An 18,112-nucleotide genomic window follows, 5' to 3' on the forward strand; every position below is an offset into this window, starting at 1 on the left:
CAATAAACACTATATTGGCATAGTCGAATGAGTAGAAGATTGCTTCCCTACCATACTTTAAGACATGCCACTTCCTCATTGCTGAAAAAATGCAGTTTACTGTTCTTTATTTCGGATTAGTAGGTGTTGGTCATCTCTTCGGGGACGCAAATGTAGAAATCTGCACGTCCGTATTGCCCCTCGGAGAGCTTGTCGATCTCCGACTGTCGGACCGAGGCGATTGTGACCACCTGCGTGCCGGGTCGATAACGCTCCAGGTAGGCGATGATACCGTTGTGGAAGTCGGAGTGGAAATTGCCGTTGAAGTGAAGAAATTGGCACCCCTCCTTCAAATTGCGGGAGATGAACCAGGCCATGGTAGCATCCTTGACAGCCTGAGCCTCGGCCAGCCGACGTGTGTCGCTGCCGTGTCCAAGCATGGCCATCATGCCGAAAGCAGCCTGACTCTGCTCTTCGTCATATTCGAAGGGTATGGGCAGCGGAGCTAGGTAGCGTTTGGCCTCATCGGAGAGCGAATCGAGGATGCCGAGACCGTGGTTGCGGACACTGTTGGCATAGCGCCGCGGAACGTTCGTGGCCACGAACGGAATGCCATGCTCCTTGGCAAAAAAGACGATCGGATGATAATCCGTCTCGTAATTGTCCCACAGCCGGGCCTCGGCGCCGAAACGGTCTGGCGAGATGAGTCGTTGCATATATTCATCGAGTATCAGCTGGATGTCACTTTCCAACATCTCGGCGCCCATAACCAAACTATTGCCGTGGCGTTCGTAGAGTGCTTGGGCAATCTTCAGTTCGAGCCAGTGGGTGATCGGGCAGTTATGGACCTCGCCAACGAAGACCACCTCGCTCGGTGCAAGCAGATTGATCAACTCCGCAAAGGTGATTTCACGGCCCGCAGCATCGAAAAGTGCATAGGCACGCAACTCTTCTGTCTGAGGTTCGACTTTCGATACTTTCTGCGCCTCCTCTGCGGTGTACGTCTCGGGGGTATGAACAGAACCTGGCTCTTTCGACCTGTCGCTATCCTGGTGAGGGGTCCCGGAAACCGTTCCGGCAGATGCCAGGAACATCATGCTCAATAGCATGTTAACGATCGGACGTGTCATCTTTCAGTTTTTCTTTGCTCAAATACAACAATACGTAATATTCCGGATCGAGGAGTTGCGAAAAGGATTCTCGCAACTCTGCGGGGGTAATGGTTTCGAGGATCCGGTCGTACTCCTCGAAATCGGAAAGCGTCTCCCCATTCCGAATAATGCCCACCAGAACGTTTCGCCAGTTCGATGCGGCATCGTCGGTCAGCGTTTCTCGTTTGGCTATTTGGAAGGAACGTTTGAGATTTTCCAGCTCTTGAGCCGGAACCTCCCGAATCTGCAGATCGGTGATGATCGTGCGCAGCAGCGTGTCTATGGCCGGCATGTTGCGGTTGTCGGCTGAAGCATTGATGTCGAAACAGAAACTGCGTGTTGGAATGCCTTCGTAGAAGAGAGCAATATAGGGTGAATAGACCAGCGACTCCCGCTCTCGAAGAATGGAGATTAATCGGTTGCGCAGAATGTCTCGCATGAGCTTGAGTTTCAAACTGCTGCGCAGTGATGGTTCGTAATATCCCGGATAGATGTAATCGAACAGGGTCTGGGTTTCGTTGTCGTTATCGAACCCTTCGACCGACCGTTGTCCCGGGAGATGGTGCTGCCGATATCCGAACTCGGGACCGTAGGCTTGAGCCAGGATTGGAGCAAATGTGGCGGCAAACTGGGTCAAAAGCGTATCGGGATCAAATTCTCCGGTAATTACCGCGCAACTCCCTTCTGTCGGGGTGTAGAGTCGATGATAGAATGCCGCGATGCTGTCGAGATTGAGTCGTTGGGCAATCACCTTGTTCGAGAGCTTCGTGGCGTGACGCGGAATGGCCGATCCGGTGAGTTCGTCCATGCGTGCCGAAAGTTGACGGTCGGAGGCACGTTGCAGCATACGGCTCAGCAGCGACTCCTCCTCCTTTTCCTGAAGCATTTCCTGGCGGAGCTCCTCGAATTCGTCGTATCTGAGTTCCGGATCGAAGATCTTTTCACGGATCAGGTTGAAGAATACCGGTGCGGTCTGAGCCGGGGTCGTGCCGATGAATCCGTGCCAATGGTTCTCCAGCGTCATCGACAGCGCGATGTCGTTTTGGTAGAGGTATTCCGAGAGCTTTTGCTGGTCGGCCTTGGCGATGCCGCCCATTTCCAGGTACCCGGCTGTCCCTTCGAGCAGCGGGTATTGATCGTCGGGGATCGCAGAGGTGCCATAGGGGGCGATCAGCGTGAAGAGCACATTGCCGCCTCCGGGCGTGGGACGCATGATGACCCGCATGCCGTTCTGCAGAACGGCTTCGCGAACGCCGAGACCGGGGTATTCCCGGGTCGAGACGATTATGGCCTGATCGAACGGCGGCCGGACGGCCAGACAGTTCGGAGTCTCGATCGGAATCTCTGTTTCGCTGCTTTCCCGCGGCTCATAGACATAGCGCTTGCAGGGAGTTGCCGCACCCTTGTGCCAGGCATCGTCGACCTCTTCGGCTGTCAGCGGGGCTCCGAGTCCCGGATGGCTGTGGCAGGCGATTCGGGCTACGGAGTCGTAACCGGCCAGGCGTTGGCGGAGCATCTCCTGCAGCAGTGCGCCGGGCGTTGCCGCCACGGAGTCGATGATCCGGCGGTAGAGGAGCGTGTCTCGGATCGTGCGGTCGCCGGCCAGGATGTAATCCGCGAAGTCGTCGCACCAGGCCGAGGAGCTTTGCGGGGCATCGACCTCGAAGTGCGCCATCCGGTTGCAGCGGCGAGTACGGATATCGGCGAGCTCTGCCTCATTCCAGCCGACCGTTACCAAATCGTGCAGGGCCGAGGAGAGATGCGCAAGAGCGTCGAGCAACTCTTCGCGCGAAGAACCGGCCGTTGTCACCGTGAAGTGGCTCTTGTCGCTCAGATACCACGTGTCGGAGATCGTCGTCCGGATGTCGCGGCCGCGCATCCGGGCCGAGACGGCCTCGATGAGCAACTCCTCGCGGGCTTTGGCCACGGCGTCGTTCAGCGTTCGGACCGTGATGCTCCGGTGGGGGATCATCACCTCGAGTTGAGTGCGGTTGTAGAGCGAATCGCGGATCTCGAACACTCGGGTTCCCGGGGTGTATTCGAGCGGATAAACCTTGAAGTCGCGGGCCTTACGGGGGGGGAGCGATGAGAATCGTTCGCGGATCTTACGCTCCAATTCCGCCGTGTCGAAGTCTCCCACGGCCACTATTGTCGCCAGTTCCGGCACATACCATTTCCGGTAGTAGTTTTTGAGTGTGGCCGGCGTGATGCGCCGGATGTCCCCGATCGTGCCGAGCGGCAATCGCCGGGCATGGATTCCCTCGCCGATTTTCAGATCGTAGAACGGGTCTCCAACATCGTATCCGCGTAACTCTTCGAGAATGATTCCGCGCTCGGTCTCAACCCGTTCGGGGCAGATTTTCAGTCCGTCCATCCAGTCGCGCAGGATCAGCAGAGCACTGTCAATGACCCCTTTGCGTTGGGAGTCGGTCGGCACGGCGAAGAGGTAGATCGTGCGGTCTTGACTCGTAAAGGCGTTGATATCCACGCCGTACTTCATTCCGAGCGTTTCGAGGTAGCTTTGCAGCGACTTGTCGGGGAAGTGACGCGAACCGCCGAAGGCGACGTGTTCCAGAAAATGCGCACAACCCGTCTCCCAATCAAGCTCCTGGACCGACCCGGTCCTCAATACAAGTCGGAATTCGATGCGCGAGACCGGGATGTCATTTTGGCGAAGGATGTAGTGTAACCCGTTGGGGAGCACCCCTTCGCAGGTCCCCTGGGGCAATGGCAGAGGCTTCGGTTGAGCTTGTAATAAAGCCGGAAACAGGGCTGCCAGCATGCCAGCAGCCGAGTTCCGGATGATTATCTGAATACGTTCGCCCATGATTGTTTGGGGTTAACGGTGTTCTTATTTCGTGTAGGTGACGTGTACGATTGTATAGTCGCCGGCGTAGTAGTGGTCCATGACGAACTGGAAGGTCATCTCGCCCTTCTCGAAGTCGATATGACCCTTGCTCTCGATCCAGTTGCCGTTTCCGTAACCATCCTCGTTGATACCGTAGGAGAAGAGATAGTAGGCCGGATTGGCGATTCCTCCCTGGTCGTAGATCTCCTGCATCTCGGCATCTCCCTCGTCGAGCAGTTTCTTTTGTCGATCCCAGGCCGAGAAGGAGTAACAGAACGGAACGACGGTCATCGGGTCGCCGTAGGAGTCCTCTACCTCACCGAGAATGTCGAGGTCAGCACTTGTTGCGGAGAGGTTCGTGCACTTGATTCCGTCGAGCGAGACGTTGAAGGTCTCTTCACTGGTCGGGGTCCAATCGATGATCTCCATCAGTTTTTTGTTGCTAGGAGAGGCGTAATCTTCATCCGTGCTATTCCAATATTCGTCATCATCGATGGTATTCTGACGAAAGACCCAGTAGAGGTGTTCGGTCAGTCCCATCGGATTGTCAACCATCTTCAGTACGGGCTGCTCGGCCGTGGACTCCTCGCTGAGAGTGATGATCGTCTGACCCGGGATCTCCTCGGTCTTGGGGGTCGAGAAGTCGGTGGTCATGCCGTTGCCCGGAATGTTGAGGGTCGTCGTGCACTTCATCACGCCGAGGAATTCGTAGAGGTCGATGCCGAACTTTTCCTTGTAGCCATCGATCAGCGTTTTCTGCTCCTCGGTCAGTTCGGGAATGGCTGGGTTGGGATTGACACGGATGCGCAGGGCCTCGGCAAGTTCCATGCCTGCGGGCAGCTGTGCAGCATCGATTCCCACGGTGATATAGGTGCTTTCCGTAAGGAGATTCTTGACGTTCGATACGACCTGGAAGGTGGCGCTCTTCTCACCGGCGGCGATCGTTACGGGGTTCCCCTCCAGGCTGAGCAGCTCCTGTGTGTCGTCCTCCAGACGGAAGGTCAGCGTCGTGGCCGTCTCGACGGTCGAGGTGAGCATCACTTCTACCTCAAGCGGTGTGGCATCTGACTCCACGATGACGGCATTGTTGTTTTCGGCCGTCAGATAGATCTTATTCGTACCGGAGTAACCGGTCTCTTTCTTCTCGTTGCAGGAGGTCATGGCAACGGCTGCCGTCAGCAGAACCCCCCCCCAGAAAAATAAGTGTTTCATTTTACGCTGTTTTTTAATGGTGAATATTCAACTATTTTGCCCGGTGCGGTTGCCCTGCCGGATCAGTTTTCAATCTTGGGCCACCCCTCGTTCTGGGAGACGTTTTCGTTGTAGAAATACTCCTCCTGCGGAATGGGGAGTGTCCAACGGTAATCCGTTGCGTCGATGCGCTTGTCGCTGTTGCCCTGGCTCCAGGAAGAGAGCACCCCTTTACGGTAGTGCTTTAGGTCGAACCACCGCTCTCCCTCGCCGACAAACTCCTTCTGCTTCTCGGCAAGGATGGCACGCAACAGATTGTCGCCCGTAAGCGACTCGTCGAGCGGCTGGGCCTTGCGCCGTGTAAGGTATTCGTTGATCGCCGTGCGGGCTTCGCCGTCGTGGCTGCCCTGGAGGCAGTAGGCCTCGGCCAACACGAAGCAGGCCGTCACCGTGCGCAGTTTGTGGATGCACGAGATCTCCGTGGCGTCCCAGTTCATACGGTTGTATTTGCCCAAGCAGCGCATTGTGATCGTCTCGCCCACGGTTTCGCCCGGAAACTCCTTTGGATAGAGGCTCTCTGCGCCGCGCAGATCCTCCGCGTCGTAACTCCCCGCAAGGTCCTCGGAAACCTCCAGAAAATCGCCCTTTTCGGTGTCGTAACGCAGATCCAGATAGAACGGGACGGTCGTGTGACGCGAGAAGAGGCTCTCGGGACCGGCTCCGCCGTTCCACAGCTGCCGGTAGTTCGTCTCCGTGAAAAGATCGTACCCTCCAGCCGTGGTCAGCACGAGATTGGCCCACTCGACCGCCTTTTCATACTGCCCGGCATAGAGCTCCAGTTCGGCAAGCAGGCACCGCACCCCTTGCTGGGAAATCCAATAGGCTGTTTCTGGACTATTCTCCGTGGCAACGGCTTCAGTCAGCAGGGTGCGGATGTAGCTCACACAAGCATCGATGCTCGAACGGGGCAGGAATCCCAACTCGAACTGCTCCTTGAGGATCACCCCGTCGCGGCTGCCGCCCTCGGAGATGTCCGGGGCAAAAAGGCGCAGCAGGTCGAAGTAACAGTAGGCCTTCAGAGCCTTGGCTTCGGCATTCACAACCGCAAGGTTGGCCTGCTCGCTTTCGTTCTGCGGTGAGAGCGCAACCGTGCGTTCGAGCACGGCATTGGCTATGGCAATCGATTCGTAGTAGCCCTGCCAGAGCGTGAGGGCTAGATTCGTCATGGGCAATGTTTGCCATTTGTAGAGGTTGCCCAGGTCGCTATTGCGCGAAATGAGCGAGGTGGTTTCGAAATCGTCGCTCAACACAGACAGTTCAAACTCCGGGTTGGGAAGTCGGTCGTAGGCCGAGGCCAACAACTCACGGGCCGTCGTCACGGAGGTGATGGCCGACGGGTCGGAGAGCTGGTTTTCGTAAGGAATGTCCAGCGTGCAGGCCGAGCCGCCCACGGCGGCGAAAAGGACTGCAAGAGCGTATCGGAGAGTATTTCGCATGGTCGTCATCGTGTCAGAAGGTGAGACTGAGGTTGAAGGTCAGTACGGGTTGCATCGTCCCGGCTAGTGATCCGGTTTCGGGGTCCGACTCCTTGTAGGGCGTGATCATGAAGAGGTTCGAGGCCTGGAACGCCACACTGGCATACTTGATCACCCCGCCGCAGTTGCGTTCGAGCCACGCCGAGGAGAGCCGGTAACGAAGCGACAGCATCGACATCTTGAAGTAGTCGCTCTTGCCGACTGTCATCGTATTGGCGTAGTTGAGCGAGGCGATTGCCGAGGAGCTAAAGAAGGGCGAGTGGTAGATCTTGTCCTCGTCGCCGCGCTTAAACCACATGTTGTCGACCTGACCGCGGATCGCATTCTTGTTGGCGTCGTCCGTGCTGCGGACATAAGTGTAGTTGTAGGGGCGCACGCCTCCGAAGACATAGTAGAAGTCCATGTCCAGATCAAAACTGCGGTACGACAGACTCACGTTGATCGATCCGCTGTAGGGCGGCGTGCTGTGACCCAATGCCACGATATTCTCTTTGGAGGGGGTCTCCGTGGCGGGAATCTCGCGACCGTCAGCCCCTCGGAAAACCGGAAGTCCCGTAATGGGATCAATCCCCAGCGACTCCAGACCGTAAAGCATGTCGTACGCCTTTCCCACTTCGTAGTCGGGTATGATCGACTCGGCGTTGGCGTAGATCCGGTCGGCATAGTACAGGTCCATGACCTTGTTCCGGTTGTAGGCCAGCGATCCGCGCAACCACAGACGCCAGGGATCACGATCCACAACCTTGACCGAGGCGGAGAGTTCGTATCCTTCATTCCGCAGTACGCCGATGTTGCGCAGCATGGTCGAGAACCCGTTCGAGAGGGGGATGGGGACCGACAGCAGCGCATCCTCGGTATCCCGGCGGTAGAAGTTCACGCCGAAAGTCACTCGCTTGAAGAGTTCGAGCGAAAGCCCCGCATCGATTGATTCGGTCTGCTCGGGCTTGAGGTCCGTATTATAGAAGGCCAGGAGCTCCAGCAGACGGGCATCTCCATAGAAATCCGTCGAATAGGAGAAGGTTCCGATTGCCGAAGCCGAGGATACGCCGGCCAGATTGGCCATCTTGCCATACGAAGCCTTGAGGTTGAGTGACGTGATGACACGGCTGTCGCGCAGGAATCCGTAGCGGGTCGGCGTCCAGCCCACACCGACGGCCCAGGCGGCGTTCCACCGCTTGTCGGCCGGGAGGATCGACGAGGCGTCGATCTTGTAGGTGGCAAACAGGTCGTAAGTCGAGTCGAACGAGTATCCGAACACCAATCCGAATCCCATCTGGGCACTCTTCTCCTTGAGTGAGCCGACCGATGGTTTGCGGTTGCCGGTGATCGACTGGTTGATGGCCGCCGGTGACATCTGCGTACCGACGCCGTAGCCCGTGATCGAGACGTTGTCCTGATCCGTCAGGTAGTAATCCATGTTGCCGCCGACGGTCAGGTCGTGGCGTTCCGCAAAGACCCGATTATATGTCAGACGGATGTTCGACGACACGTTGGTCGTAACATTTTTGTTCTTGGTCAGACGACCCCGTTCGTTGATGGCCGCGCCCGACTTGCGCTCCTCAATCGAGGTCGAGGGCAGCAACGTGAGACCTTCGTCCAACATGAAATCCACACCCGCTACGGCATCGACGTCGAGACCTTCGACCGGGTGGAGGTTGAGCGATCCGCTTATGCCGGCATGCTTGTCGGTGGATTTGCTCTGGTATTGGCTCAGCAGGTCGTTGTAGGTGTACTCCGAGGATTCGTTCGAGAAGGAGACCAGCGGGCTGGTTTTGGTCTCGTACGAGTTGAGCTGATAGACGAGGTCCGTCGGCGAGAAGGAGCTGCCGTTCGGGGTGTTCGTGATCGAGTATCCGGCGTCACTGGCCAGCGAGAGGTAGCCCCAGCGGCCCAGTCGTTGATCGAGGCTCATGCGTGTGGAGATGCGCTGTACGTCGTTGCCCGGGACGCGGCCGCCCTGCTGCGAGTAGTTGGCCGAGATGAAATAGGAGGTGTTTTCGTTTCCGCCGCGGATGCTGAGGTTGTGGCGCTGGTAGATGTTCGGGCGGATGAGCTCGCGGAACCAGTCGGTGTTGATCCCTCGCAGCGAGTCGAGCACGCGGGCCCCCTCGGCGATCATTTCGGTGAGACTCGGATCGTTGGGGTAGTATTTGCGGTAATAGTCGGCGCTGTAGCGATACCCGGGGGTAGATGGGTTTTGCAACAGACGTTCGAGCTCCAGCTTTTCGTCGCTCTGCATCATCTCCACGCCGCGGCGACCGCGCAGGGTGATGCCGATGCTGAAGTCGTAGTTAACTTTGAGTACTCCATCGGGATTTCCCCGTTGGGAGGTAATTTCGATGACTCCATTTGCGGCTTTTACGCCGTAGAGGGCGCATGCCACAGCATCCTTGAGGACCTTGATCTCTTCGATGTCGGCAGGATTGAGCGTTAGAAAGGCATCCGAAGAAATGATCTGTCCGTCCATGACGTAGAGGGGTTCGTTGGCCGTATCTCCGGCTCGGAACGATGAGTTCCCGCGCAGACGGATCTGCGGTTTGGATCCCAGATCGCCCGTATTGGTTACGATGAGTCCAGGCACGGCACCCTGCAGGGCGAGCGACATGTCGATCATCGGTTTGTCGTTCAGACGTTCCATGTCTACGCGTTGTACGACGCCCGATTTGGCACGGATGTCGATTTCGTTGATGTTGCGGCGGGCAACCACGACCACTTCACTCACATCGGTAGCATCCTGCTGCATGGCGGCATCCTGAACTATCTGTCCGGTATACTTTACAGATACTTCCTTCATGCCGATGAAGGTGAAGAGCACGATGTCTCCCATGGCCCATTCTCCGCGCAACGTATAGTGCCCGTTGGTGTCGGTAACGGTTCCCTGCATGGTACCTTTGATGCGTACGGTGGTGCCCGGAAGGGGTTGCCCGTGGTTGTCGGTGACAGTGCCGCTCAACTCGCAATGTTGCTTGATAGTTTTTTCTTGAGCCCAGCTACCCATGCTTGGCAACACTAGCAGTATCCAGGAGAAGAGAATTGCGAGGTAATGTTTTTTCATTCAGAGCAGGTTTGTTCGTATATATAACATTATGTTGGATATGGAGATGTGCTCGATAGGACTGTAGCTTGCTCGCTTATGGAGTTCGGAACACATTCTCAAGAGTTTTTGCAGATTTAAATCTATTTAGACTGAAAAACATCATTAGCTGCGTTGTGACTCGCATTTTCAAATACGGGGACAAAAGTACTTTCAAGGGAAAAGAGAAACAATCCCGAGTTTTAGGTATTTTCCAGTATCATGAGAGTTCTGCTTGCATAATAAAAACGGAGTTCCCTGTGAGCCTGAAATTCTCGTCAATATTCCCATCGATAACCTTGGATTCTTTCGTTGGCAGAGACTGTTATTGAAAGTGATATGGTTAATTAGGGACAGTCGTTTAATTCCGTCATTATGAGTCAATCGGCAGACTGTCCCGGTAATTTTTCCGATCGAACTCATCTTTTTATATTTTCGGCTCCGTTTCGGAGCCCCTTTTTTCATTTTTGGACCCAACTGGAGCCAATACTCCAGTGAAAGGGCCGTTTCTCACTCACCTCGAACATCAGGCAGCCTGGGCAATTTCGTTGACTTCCCGCCGGACGAGCTGTACTGCATTCGCCGTGTGGATGCCAAAGAAGATGTACAGGATTTCGGTCAACTTCGTCCTTGCCTTGATGCGTTTCAGGCCATAGTGTTCCTTCTGCGTTCCGAACGAGCCTTCCATCCTCGTTGCCCTCACCCTCGCCAGCTCGTTGCGGATGATGTCGTTCTCTTTCTTTTCCAAGGACGGACGGCCACGCTTGACGAATGACGTCTGTATTCCTCTATCCTTGCAGTACCCCCTGTTGGCGCTGCCGGCATAGCCTGCATCTCCTCCGACCTTCTTCGCCTCCACACCGAAGAGCTTTCGGTGCATCTTCAGGCAGTGCGTAAGCCTGGTTCCCTCGTTGAAGGCATTGAATGACAGCTTCTCGATGAATGAGAGTCCGTCAACCTGGATGTTGTTGCACTTCGCACCAAACTCTACGCTCTTCACTTCCTTGCCTCTCACGATCGGCCTCACATACGGCTTGCTGATGCTCACTATCCTGTCCTTGACACTCTCGCGAGGATTGTTGTTCTCGAAGTGGGCCTTCTGCTGGCGGTACACTCTTGTGATGATTTCAATATCGCTCTTCTGTCTGGCTGTCAGCAATTTCTCCGCGCCTGCATTCTCCCTCTCCAGTGTGCGGGTCTGCTTCAGTATCTTCCCCAAAAGGTTGAGCAGGCGTCTGGTCAGTTTCCTGGTCTGGACTTTCGTATGCCTGCGCCGCTTCCTGTACGACAGGTTGGCCTTCTCTACGTCTACGTACTTCGTCCTCGGACGGTGCACATTCAGCTTGGCACTCAGAGTGCACATTATCTCATATGACTTCTCTATTCCTTCCCACAGAAGCTTCGCATCCGTAGGATAGCGCATCTCGCTCTCGTAGCAGGTCGCATCCGTATACATCGTGTCCAGGTCCTTCATGTACGGTTTCCAGGCTCTTGCCAGTATCTCCTGCTGCTGTTGGATCTTCAGCCCGCGGGCCAGCTCCGAAAACACGTCGTCCAGAAGTTTGTAGTTCGTCAGAGGATGCATCGGGTCTATTCTCACATCGCAGAAGAGCTGATAGTGGACGTTGCCGTTAAGATGCTCCATCAACCTCGGGCTGCTCAGACCTGTGTACATCTTCAGGAACATCAGCGCAACCTTGCCCTCCGGGGTGAAGTATGTTTTTCGCCCTTTCTTCGCTCTCATGCTCTTGCTTATCAGTCCAAAGTTCTCTGCCATCTCACCAAGCGGCAGCCTCTTCCTGATTTTTCCCAGCTCGCTAGTCTCGAACGTCCGCCTATACAATTCATAAAAATCGAACTCCGTGAAAGGAAGATCGGGTGATATTTCAGAGAAATTTTGTACCTTAGCCATGCAGATTAATTTTTGCGATACCTCCAAATTTGGCTTTTCTAGGGCAATTGGAGGTATTCTTTTTATCTTTAGCTAAGATACAAATTTTATATTACATTGGCAATCAATTCGTTATAAAGTTTTTATTCTTTTTACGACAGTCCCTAAAGTAGGAGAACAGGAAGATGTCCTTTGTAAATAGGGTGTATTCGGTTTTGTGGCTTGGCTCTATTTCCAATGCCATCAACTTCTGAATGTCTCCTTTCGTGATGGCACGCTTTCTTGTCCGTGTCCATAAACTGCCGACCTTGTACTTGGCAAACGGATTGACCTTTTGGATAAAGATGCCATCGGCAAGAGCCTTGTTGTAGGCGGCCTTGAATATGGCGAATTTTGTGGCTATGCTGTTGCTGGCATTGCCGTTCTTCCGCAGGAACAGTTCGAAATCCCGCAAGAAGGTATGGTCAATCTCATCGAAACGGATATTGAGAGAACGGAATCGAGACAGATGAGAACACAGCACCCGATGCTTGCTGGCCGACGCGTATTTGCCGAGTGCTTCCAACCGTTCGATTATCTGCTTCAGATAGTCGCCAACTGTACAGTTAACCCGCTTGCCGTTTTGCCCGAATAGATTCTCAAACGTGACGGGGAGCTCCATGATTTCCAGACGCTGGATTCGCTTCTCATACTCCTTAATTTTGGCTGTTATCTGGAACTGGATATTGTCCCTGTCGGGGCAGTCATCGGTCACCTTTTGCGCCTCTGCATCCCAATGTGCTGGGGCAACGGAGACGCCCAACCCGATACTCTTTTTGCGCTTTCCCTGAAAGAAGAGGAGGCATAGGGGAGAGGTGGAATCCCTATAAACGATGTTCTTTCGGCATATAACCTTGAATGTCATTTGATTGTGTGTTATATGCAGTCGGAGGACGGACAGGCTCAATGCATACCCTAATGCGTACCCTATGCGTACCCTGCGCCCGAAAAAGGGCGTTTTTTGAGGTTCAAAACCCGAAATCGTGATAGGGTAGAGAAAACAAAAAGAGCCGACAATCGATTGACTGTCAGCTCTTTTCTGGTGAACCCGCTGGGGCTCGAACCCAGGACCCCAACATTAAAAGTGTTGTGCTCTACCTGCTGAGCTACGGATTCTCCGGCCAAACGGAACTGCGTCCCGATTTGGTGGTGCAAATGTAGAGATTATTTTTGTTTTACCAAAATAAAATGATATTTTTGTTCCGGCAAAAGCCAAAAACACTTAGCCGGAAAATAAACAAAACTCTTAACTCTAAAATAAACTATGTGTAGAGCTCTGATTATCGGCGCCGGAGGCGTCGGAACGGTCGTTACCCAGAAAATCGCCGCCAATCCGGTCTTTACGGATGTGATGCTGGCCAGCCGTACCAAATCCAAATGCGACGCCGTGGCCGCTGCCATCGGCGGCGAGCGGGTGAAGACGGCCCAGGTCGATGCCGACAACGTGGCCGAGCTGTGCGAGCTGTTCCGCGCATTCAAGCCCGACATCGTGGTCAACGTGGCGCTTCCCTATCAGGACCTGACGATTATGGACGCCTGCCTCGAGTGCGGCTGCAACTACCTTGACACGGCCAACTACGAGCCACGCGACGAGGCGCACTTCGAATATTCGTGGCAGTGGGCCTACCAGGACCGCTTCAAGGCGGCCGGTTTGACGGCCATCCTCGGCTGCGGCTTCGACCCGGGCGTTACGGCTATCTTCACGGCCTACGCCGCCAAGCACCATTTCGACGAGATTCACTACCTCGATATCGTGGACTGCAACGCCGGCAACCACGGCAAGGCATTCGCCACCAACTTCAACCCCGAAATCAACATCCGCGAGGTGACGCAGAAGGGCCGCTATTACGAGAACGGCGAGTGGGTGGTCACCGAGCCGCACGAGATTCACCGTCCGCTGCACTATCCCGGCATCGGCGAGCGTGAGTCGTATGTGATTTACCACGAGGAGCTGGAGTCGCTCGTCAAGAACTATCCGACCATCAAGCGCGCCCGTTTCTGGATGACCTTCGGACAGGAGTACCTGACGCACCTGCGCGTGATTCAGGACATCGGCATGGCGCGCATCGACCCGATTATGTACAACGGCGTCGAGATTGTGCCGATTCAGTTCCTCAAGGCGGTGCTTCCCGACCCCAAGTCGCTGGGCGCGAACTACCACGGCCAGACCTCGATTGGCTGCCGCATCCGGGGCATCAAGGACGGCAAGGAGCACACCTACTACATCTACAACAACTGCGACCACGAGCAGGCCTACAAGGAGACCGGCACGCAGGCCGTGTCGTTCACCACGGGCGTTCCGGCCGCGCTGGGTGCCGCCATGTGGGCCAAGGGGCTGTGGCGCGGCGCCGGCGTCTTCAACGTCGAGGAGTTCGACCCGGACCCCTTCCTGGCGGAGCTGGGTCCCCAGGGCCTTCCCTGGCACGAGCTGTTCGACGTCGACATCGAGGTCTGAGGCCTTGCGCACGACGCACAACCGGAAAAACGGACGGGACGGCATCCCGTCCGTTTTGTTTTTTGCTCGGCTCGGCTTCGGATTTAGGTATTTCTACTGACCTCCGCACGGAAGGATTCCGTTACTTTTGCCCATGGAAGAAAACCGAAACAGAACCGAACCATGCAACCCGACACAACCGCAACACTCGCAACCCGATACGATGAACCGTGCGACGAGCGCACGGACTACGCCCCGTTTTTCGACGGCCTGCTGGCCGTTGCCGCCGGACCGCTGACCGACGAAACGGGGGAGCGCATCCGCAACTACGTGATGGGGTGGCTCGAGAGGCACCCGCTCGAGTCGTTCGACCGATACTCCGACCGCAACTACGTGCGCAGCTATCTGGGCCGCTGCCCCCGCACCCACTGGGAGGCGCTCGTCATGAGCTGGAAGCAGGGTAACCGGACGACCATCCACGGCCACCCGGCCTTTGCCGGCTACCACTTTGCCGACGGCCGCTTCCGGGTCGAGGTCTTCGAACCGACGGGCGACGGCCGCGCACGACGCATTGCTGAGCAGGTGATTGACGGCCGCGAAGGCTTCTTTGCCATCGGGACCCCGGGCCGCTTCGACAACCACCTCCACCGCATCACCTGCCTCAGTCCGACGGGCCACAGCCTGCACGTCTACTCGGACGACGCGCTGCAGGGCATCGCCTTCACCGAGGCGGAGTAGCTGCCATCACCGGAAGGGGGGGGGCAACGGGAGCTTCGGACAGGGCCGGAGCCCCGCCGACAGGTTTCCCGCAGCCGGGACGGTGACGGTTCCCGCCATATTTTCCGCACCGCCGCCGAAACAGCGTCCGGCCAGCTGCCGTATCGTTCGCACTGCGGCCGGAATGCCGGAGCCCCGCCGACAGGTTTGCCGCAGCCGGGACGGTGACGATTCCCGCCATATTTTCCGTGCCGCCGAAACAGCGTCCGGCCAGCTGCCGTATCGTTCGCACTGCGGCCGGAATGCCGGAGCTCCGCCGACAGATTTTCCGCGCGGCAGCCGTGGTTCCCGCACCGCTGAGACGCCGCTTCCGCGCCCGACCTGCCGAGATGTTTTCCGCGCCACAGCCGAGCGTCCTCGGCCTGCCGAGAAGTTTTCCGCGCCGCAGCCGGGACGCCGTCCGACCCGCTTGCGGGTTTTCATCCCCCGACCGGACCCGCGGCCAGCCCCGCTCTTTCCGCCGTGCGACCGCATGCGGCAGAGCCGCTACGTATAAATACCTATTTCTCCAAAAAGCGAAACGCAAACGTAGGCTTTTCGCAATGATTTTCCTATTTTTGCATCTGTTTTGAACGTTTCCGTTGACACGATGACCCGTATGGGCTTTCCCCCGAAAAGCAACGGAAACATTGGTTGGAATTTACTGGAAAACCGCTCGATGATTGACTTTCTGAAACTGCCCTCTCCGTGCTACGTCCTGGACGAGACGCTGCTGGACCACAACCTGGAGGTAATCGACCGCGTGCGCCGCGAGTCGGGTGCCGAAATCATTGTGGCGCTCAAGGCCTGCGCCATGTGGAGCATCTTCCCGGAGCTGGCGCGCCACTCCGACGGCGCCACCGCCTCGTCGGCCGCCGAAGCGCGGCTCGTCTACGAGGAGTACGGCCGCCCGGCCCACACCTACGCCCCGGTCTACACGGATGAGAACATCGAGGAGATTCTCCGCTACAGCGACCACATCACCTTCAACTCCGTGGCGCAGTACGAGCGCTTCGGACAGCAGGCGCTCATCCGCGGCATCTCGTGCGGACTGCGCGTCAACCCGCGCTACTCGCCCGTCGAGACGGCACTCTACAACCCCTGCGTGGCCGGGTCGCGGCTGGGCATCGTGCCCGAGCAGCTGCGCGAGTTGCCGGCCGGCATCGAGGGGCTCCATTTCCACGTCCTCTGCGAATCGCGGCCCGAGCATCTGCGTCTGGCGCTCGAGGCGCTCGAGCGGAACTTCGGCCAGCTGCTGCCGCAGCTCAAGTGGCTCAACATGGGCGGCGGCCATTTGATGACGCACGCCGAATACGACTGCGACGAGCTGATTGCCATCCTGCGCGACTTCCACGCCTGCTATCCCCACCTGAGGCTGATTCTCGAGCCGGGCAGCGCCTTTACGTGGCGCACGGGCTATCTGGTCTCGACCGTCGAGGACATCGTCGAGAACGGCGGCGTGCGTACGGCGATGCTCAACGTCTCGTTCGCCTGCCACATGCCCGACTGCCTCGAAATGCCCTACAAGCCGGCCATCCTCGGCGCCCATGAACCCGCCGAGGGCGAAGCGCGCTGGCGCATGGGCGGCAACAGCTGCCTGGCGGGCGACTACTACGGAGACTGGGCCTTCGACCACAAACTGAAGGTGGGCGAGCGGATTGTCTTCGAGGATATGATTCACTACACGATGGTCAAGACCACGATGTTCAACGGCGTGGCCCATCCCGCCATCGCCATCGCACGGCGCGACGGCAGACTCGACGTCATCCGCCGCTTCGGCTACGAGGACTTCAAGAACCGAATGTCGTAACTAATCAAACATAGATACATGGAAGAATTTACCCCTACCCGCTACACCCTCGAGTGCGTGGCCACCGGACGCGAATTCGAGGATGACGGCTGGACGCTCGAGGACCATACGTCGCCCACACCCTCGCTGGTGAGGGCCCGTTATGCCCGCAAGCAGCTCGAAGTGAAGCCCGACTCCTACGGATTCTACAAGTTCTGCGACTGGCTGCCCGTCCGGCGCATGCTCAAGGGCTCCTCGGCACCCGTGACCTACCGCAGCAGCGGACTGGCCCGGCACCTCGGTCTGGAGAATCTCTGGATTACCTTCAACGGCTGGTATCCCGCCATCGGGGCGAAGATGTCGACCTGCTCGTTCAAGGAGACCGAGGCCTTCTCGGTCTGCGCCCGCATTCCCGAGGGCGAGAAGCGGGTGCTGGTGGTCGCCTCGGCCGGCAACACGGCCCGCGCCTTCGCCAAGGTATGCTCCGACAACCGGATTCCGCTGCTGCTCTCGGTTCCCTACGACAACATCAGGGCGCTCTGGTTCGAACACGAGCTCGACCCCTGCGTCAAGCTCATCTCGTGCGAGCGGGGCGGCGACTACTTCGATGCCATCCACCTCTCGAATCTGGCGCTCAAGAGCGGCAAGTTCTACGCCGAGGGCGGCGCGAAGAACATCGCCCGCCGCGACGGCATGGCGACGACCGTGCTCTCGGCCACGACGACCATCGGCCGGATTCCCGACTACTACTTCCAGGCCGTCGGCAGCGGCACGGGTGCTATTGCCGCCTGGGAGGCCAACCTGCGTCTGATTGAGGACGGCCGCTTCGGCAGCAACCTCATGAAGCTGATGGTGGCCCAGAACGCTCCGTTCGTCCCGATGTACGACGCCTGGCGGGCCAATTCGCGACAGATGCTGCCCTACGACGACGACAAGGCGCGCCGCGACGCCGAAATCATCGACGCCAAGGTGCTTTCGAACCGTCGTCCCCCCTACAGCCTTGCGGGCGGTCTCTACGACGCGCTGAAGGCCACCGGCGGCGAGATGCTCGTGGCGACCAACGCCCAGGCGCGCAAGGCGCGTCAGCTCTTCAAGGAGCTGGAGGGTGTCGACATCTACTCGGCGGCCGGCATCGCACTCGCCTCGCTCATCAAGGAGGTGGCGGCCGGACACATCGCCAAGGATGCGGTCGTCATGCTCAACGTGACGGGCGGCGGCGAGGAGCACTTCCAGGAGGGCAAGGAGCTCTCTTACCTCAAGCCGGCACACGTCTTCCCGCTCAACCCCGACCCCGCCGAGGTCATCGCGACGGTCGAGGCGCTGTTCGAGTAGCGACGGACTTTTTTGCGGATTTCTTTCGGTCGACTTGCCGATTCGACCGAAAAGCGTATCTTTGCGGCGATTCGGAGCGAGGCGGTACAGCCGG

General features: G+C 57.3%; 11 protein-coding genes and 1 tRNA gene. 4 read left to right on the plus strand and 8 right to left on the minus strand.

Annotated elements, in window-relative coordinates; genetic code table 11:
• Positions 1–116: 116 nt before the first annotated feature.
• The 8 genes from C8267_RS00970 to C8267_RS01005 all read right to left on the minus strand — a co-directional run bounded on the left by C8267_RS00970 (position 117) and on the right by C8267_RS01005 (position 12,823).
• On the minus strand, positions 117–1,109 hold the full coding sequence (locus C8267_RS00970) for a ChaN family lipoprotein (RefSeq protein WP_234025645.1): 993 nt from the start codon (positions 1,107–1,109) through the stop codon (positions 117–119).
• Positions 1,090–3,957 (minus strand): M16 family metallopeptidase, encoded by a 2,868-nt coding sequence (locus tag C8267_RS00975; RefSeq protein ID WP_106633338.1) that lies wholly within the window; start codon positions 3,955–3,957, stop codon positions 1,090–1,092. Before C8267_RS00975 ends, C8267_RS00970 begins: the two co-directional genes overlap by 20 nt.
• Positions 3,958–3,981: 24 nt before the next feature.
• Positions 3,982–5,190, minus strand: coding sequence for a DUF4929 family protein (locus C8267_RS00980; RefSeq protein ID WP_106633339.1), 1,209 nt, complete (start codon positions 5,188–5,190; stop codon positions 3,982–3,984).
• Between the two features lie 62 nt (positions 5,191–5,252).
• Entirely contained in the window at positions 5,253–6,665 is a 1,413-nt protein-coding gene (locus C8267_RS00985; protein WP_106633721.1) for a RagB/SusD family nutrient uptake outer membrane protein, read from the minus strand.
• Between the two features lie 13 nt (positions 6,666–6,678).
• Positions 6,679–9,702: a SusC/RagA family TonB-linked outer membrane protein gene (locus tag C8267_RS00990; RefSeq protein ID WP_442778174.1), complete on the minus strand. Its 3,024-nt coding sequence runs from the start codon at positions 9,700–9,702 to the stop codon at positions 6,679–6,681.
• A gap of 601 nt (positions 9,703–10,303) precedes the next feature.
• Positions 10,304–11,689, minus strand: coding sequence for a transposase (locus tag C8267_RS00995; RefSeq protein WP_199792055.1), 1,386 nt, complete (start codon positions 11,687–11,689; stop codon positions 10,304–10,306).
• Positions 11,690–11,792: 103 nt separating this feature from the next.
• On the minus strand, positions 11,793–12,572 hold the full coding sequence (locus C8267_RS01000) for a phage integrase SAM-like domain and Arm DNA-binding domain-containing protein (RefSeq protein ID WP_106633341.1): 780 nt from the start codon (positions 12,570–12,572) through the stop codon (positions 11,793–11,795).
• Positions 12,573–12,747: 175 nt separating this feature from the next.
• Positions 12,748–12,823 (minus strand) — tRNA-Lys (locus C8267_RS01005).
• 148 nt (positions 12,824–12,971) lie between these two features.
• Between C8267_RS01005 and C8267_RS01010 the strand changes: the two genes are divergently transcribed.
• The 4 genes from C8267_RS01010 to C8267_RS01025 all read left to right on the plus strand — a co-directional run bounded on the left by C8267_RS01010 (position 12,972) and on the right by C8267_RS01025 (position 18,018).
• The gene (locus tag C8267_RS01010) at positions 12,972–14,162 is read left to right on the plus strand and encodes a saccharopine dehydrogenase family protein (RefSeq protein WP_087360414.1); all 1,191 of its coding nucleotides are present in this window, start codon (positions 12,972–12,974) and stop codon (positions 14,160–14,162) included.
• A 162-nt stretch (positions 14,163–14,324) separates the two neighbouring features.
• Positions 14,325–14,879, plus strand: coding sequence for a cysteine dioxygenase (locus tag C8267_RS01015; RefSeq protein ID WP_106633342.1), 555 nt, complete (start codon positions 14,325–14,327; stop codon positions 14,877–14,879).
• A 697-nt stretch (positions 14,880–15,576) separates the two neighbouring features.
• A complete protein-coding gene (nspC, locus tag C8267_RS01020) occupies positions 15,577–16,707 on the plus strand; it encodes a carboxynorspermidine decarboxylase (protein ID WP_106633343.1) in 1,131 nt (376 codons plus the stop codon).
• Positions 16,708–16,725: 18 nt separating this feature from the next.
• Complete coding sequence (locus C8267_RS01025) at positions 16,726–18,018, plus strand: cysteate synthase (protein WP_106633344.1); 1,293 nt, start codon at positions 16,726–16,728, stop codon at positions 18,016–18,018.
• Positions 18,019–18,112 lie beyond the last annotated feature (94 nt).

It is taken from the genome of Alistipes sp. Marseille-P5061 (assembly GCF_900290115.1).
Lineage (GTDB): Bacteria > Bacteroidota > Bacteroidia > Bacteroidales > Rikenellaceae > Alistipes > Alistipes excrementigallinarum.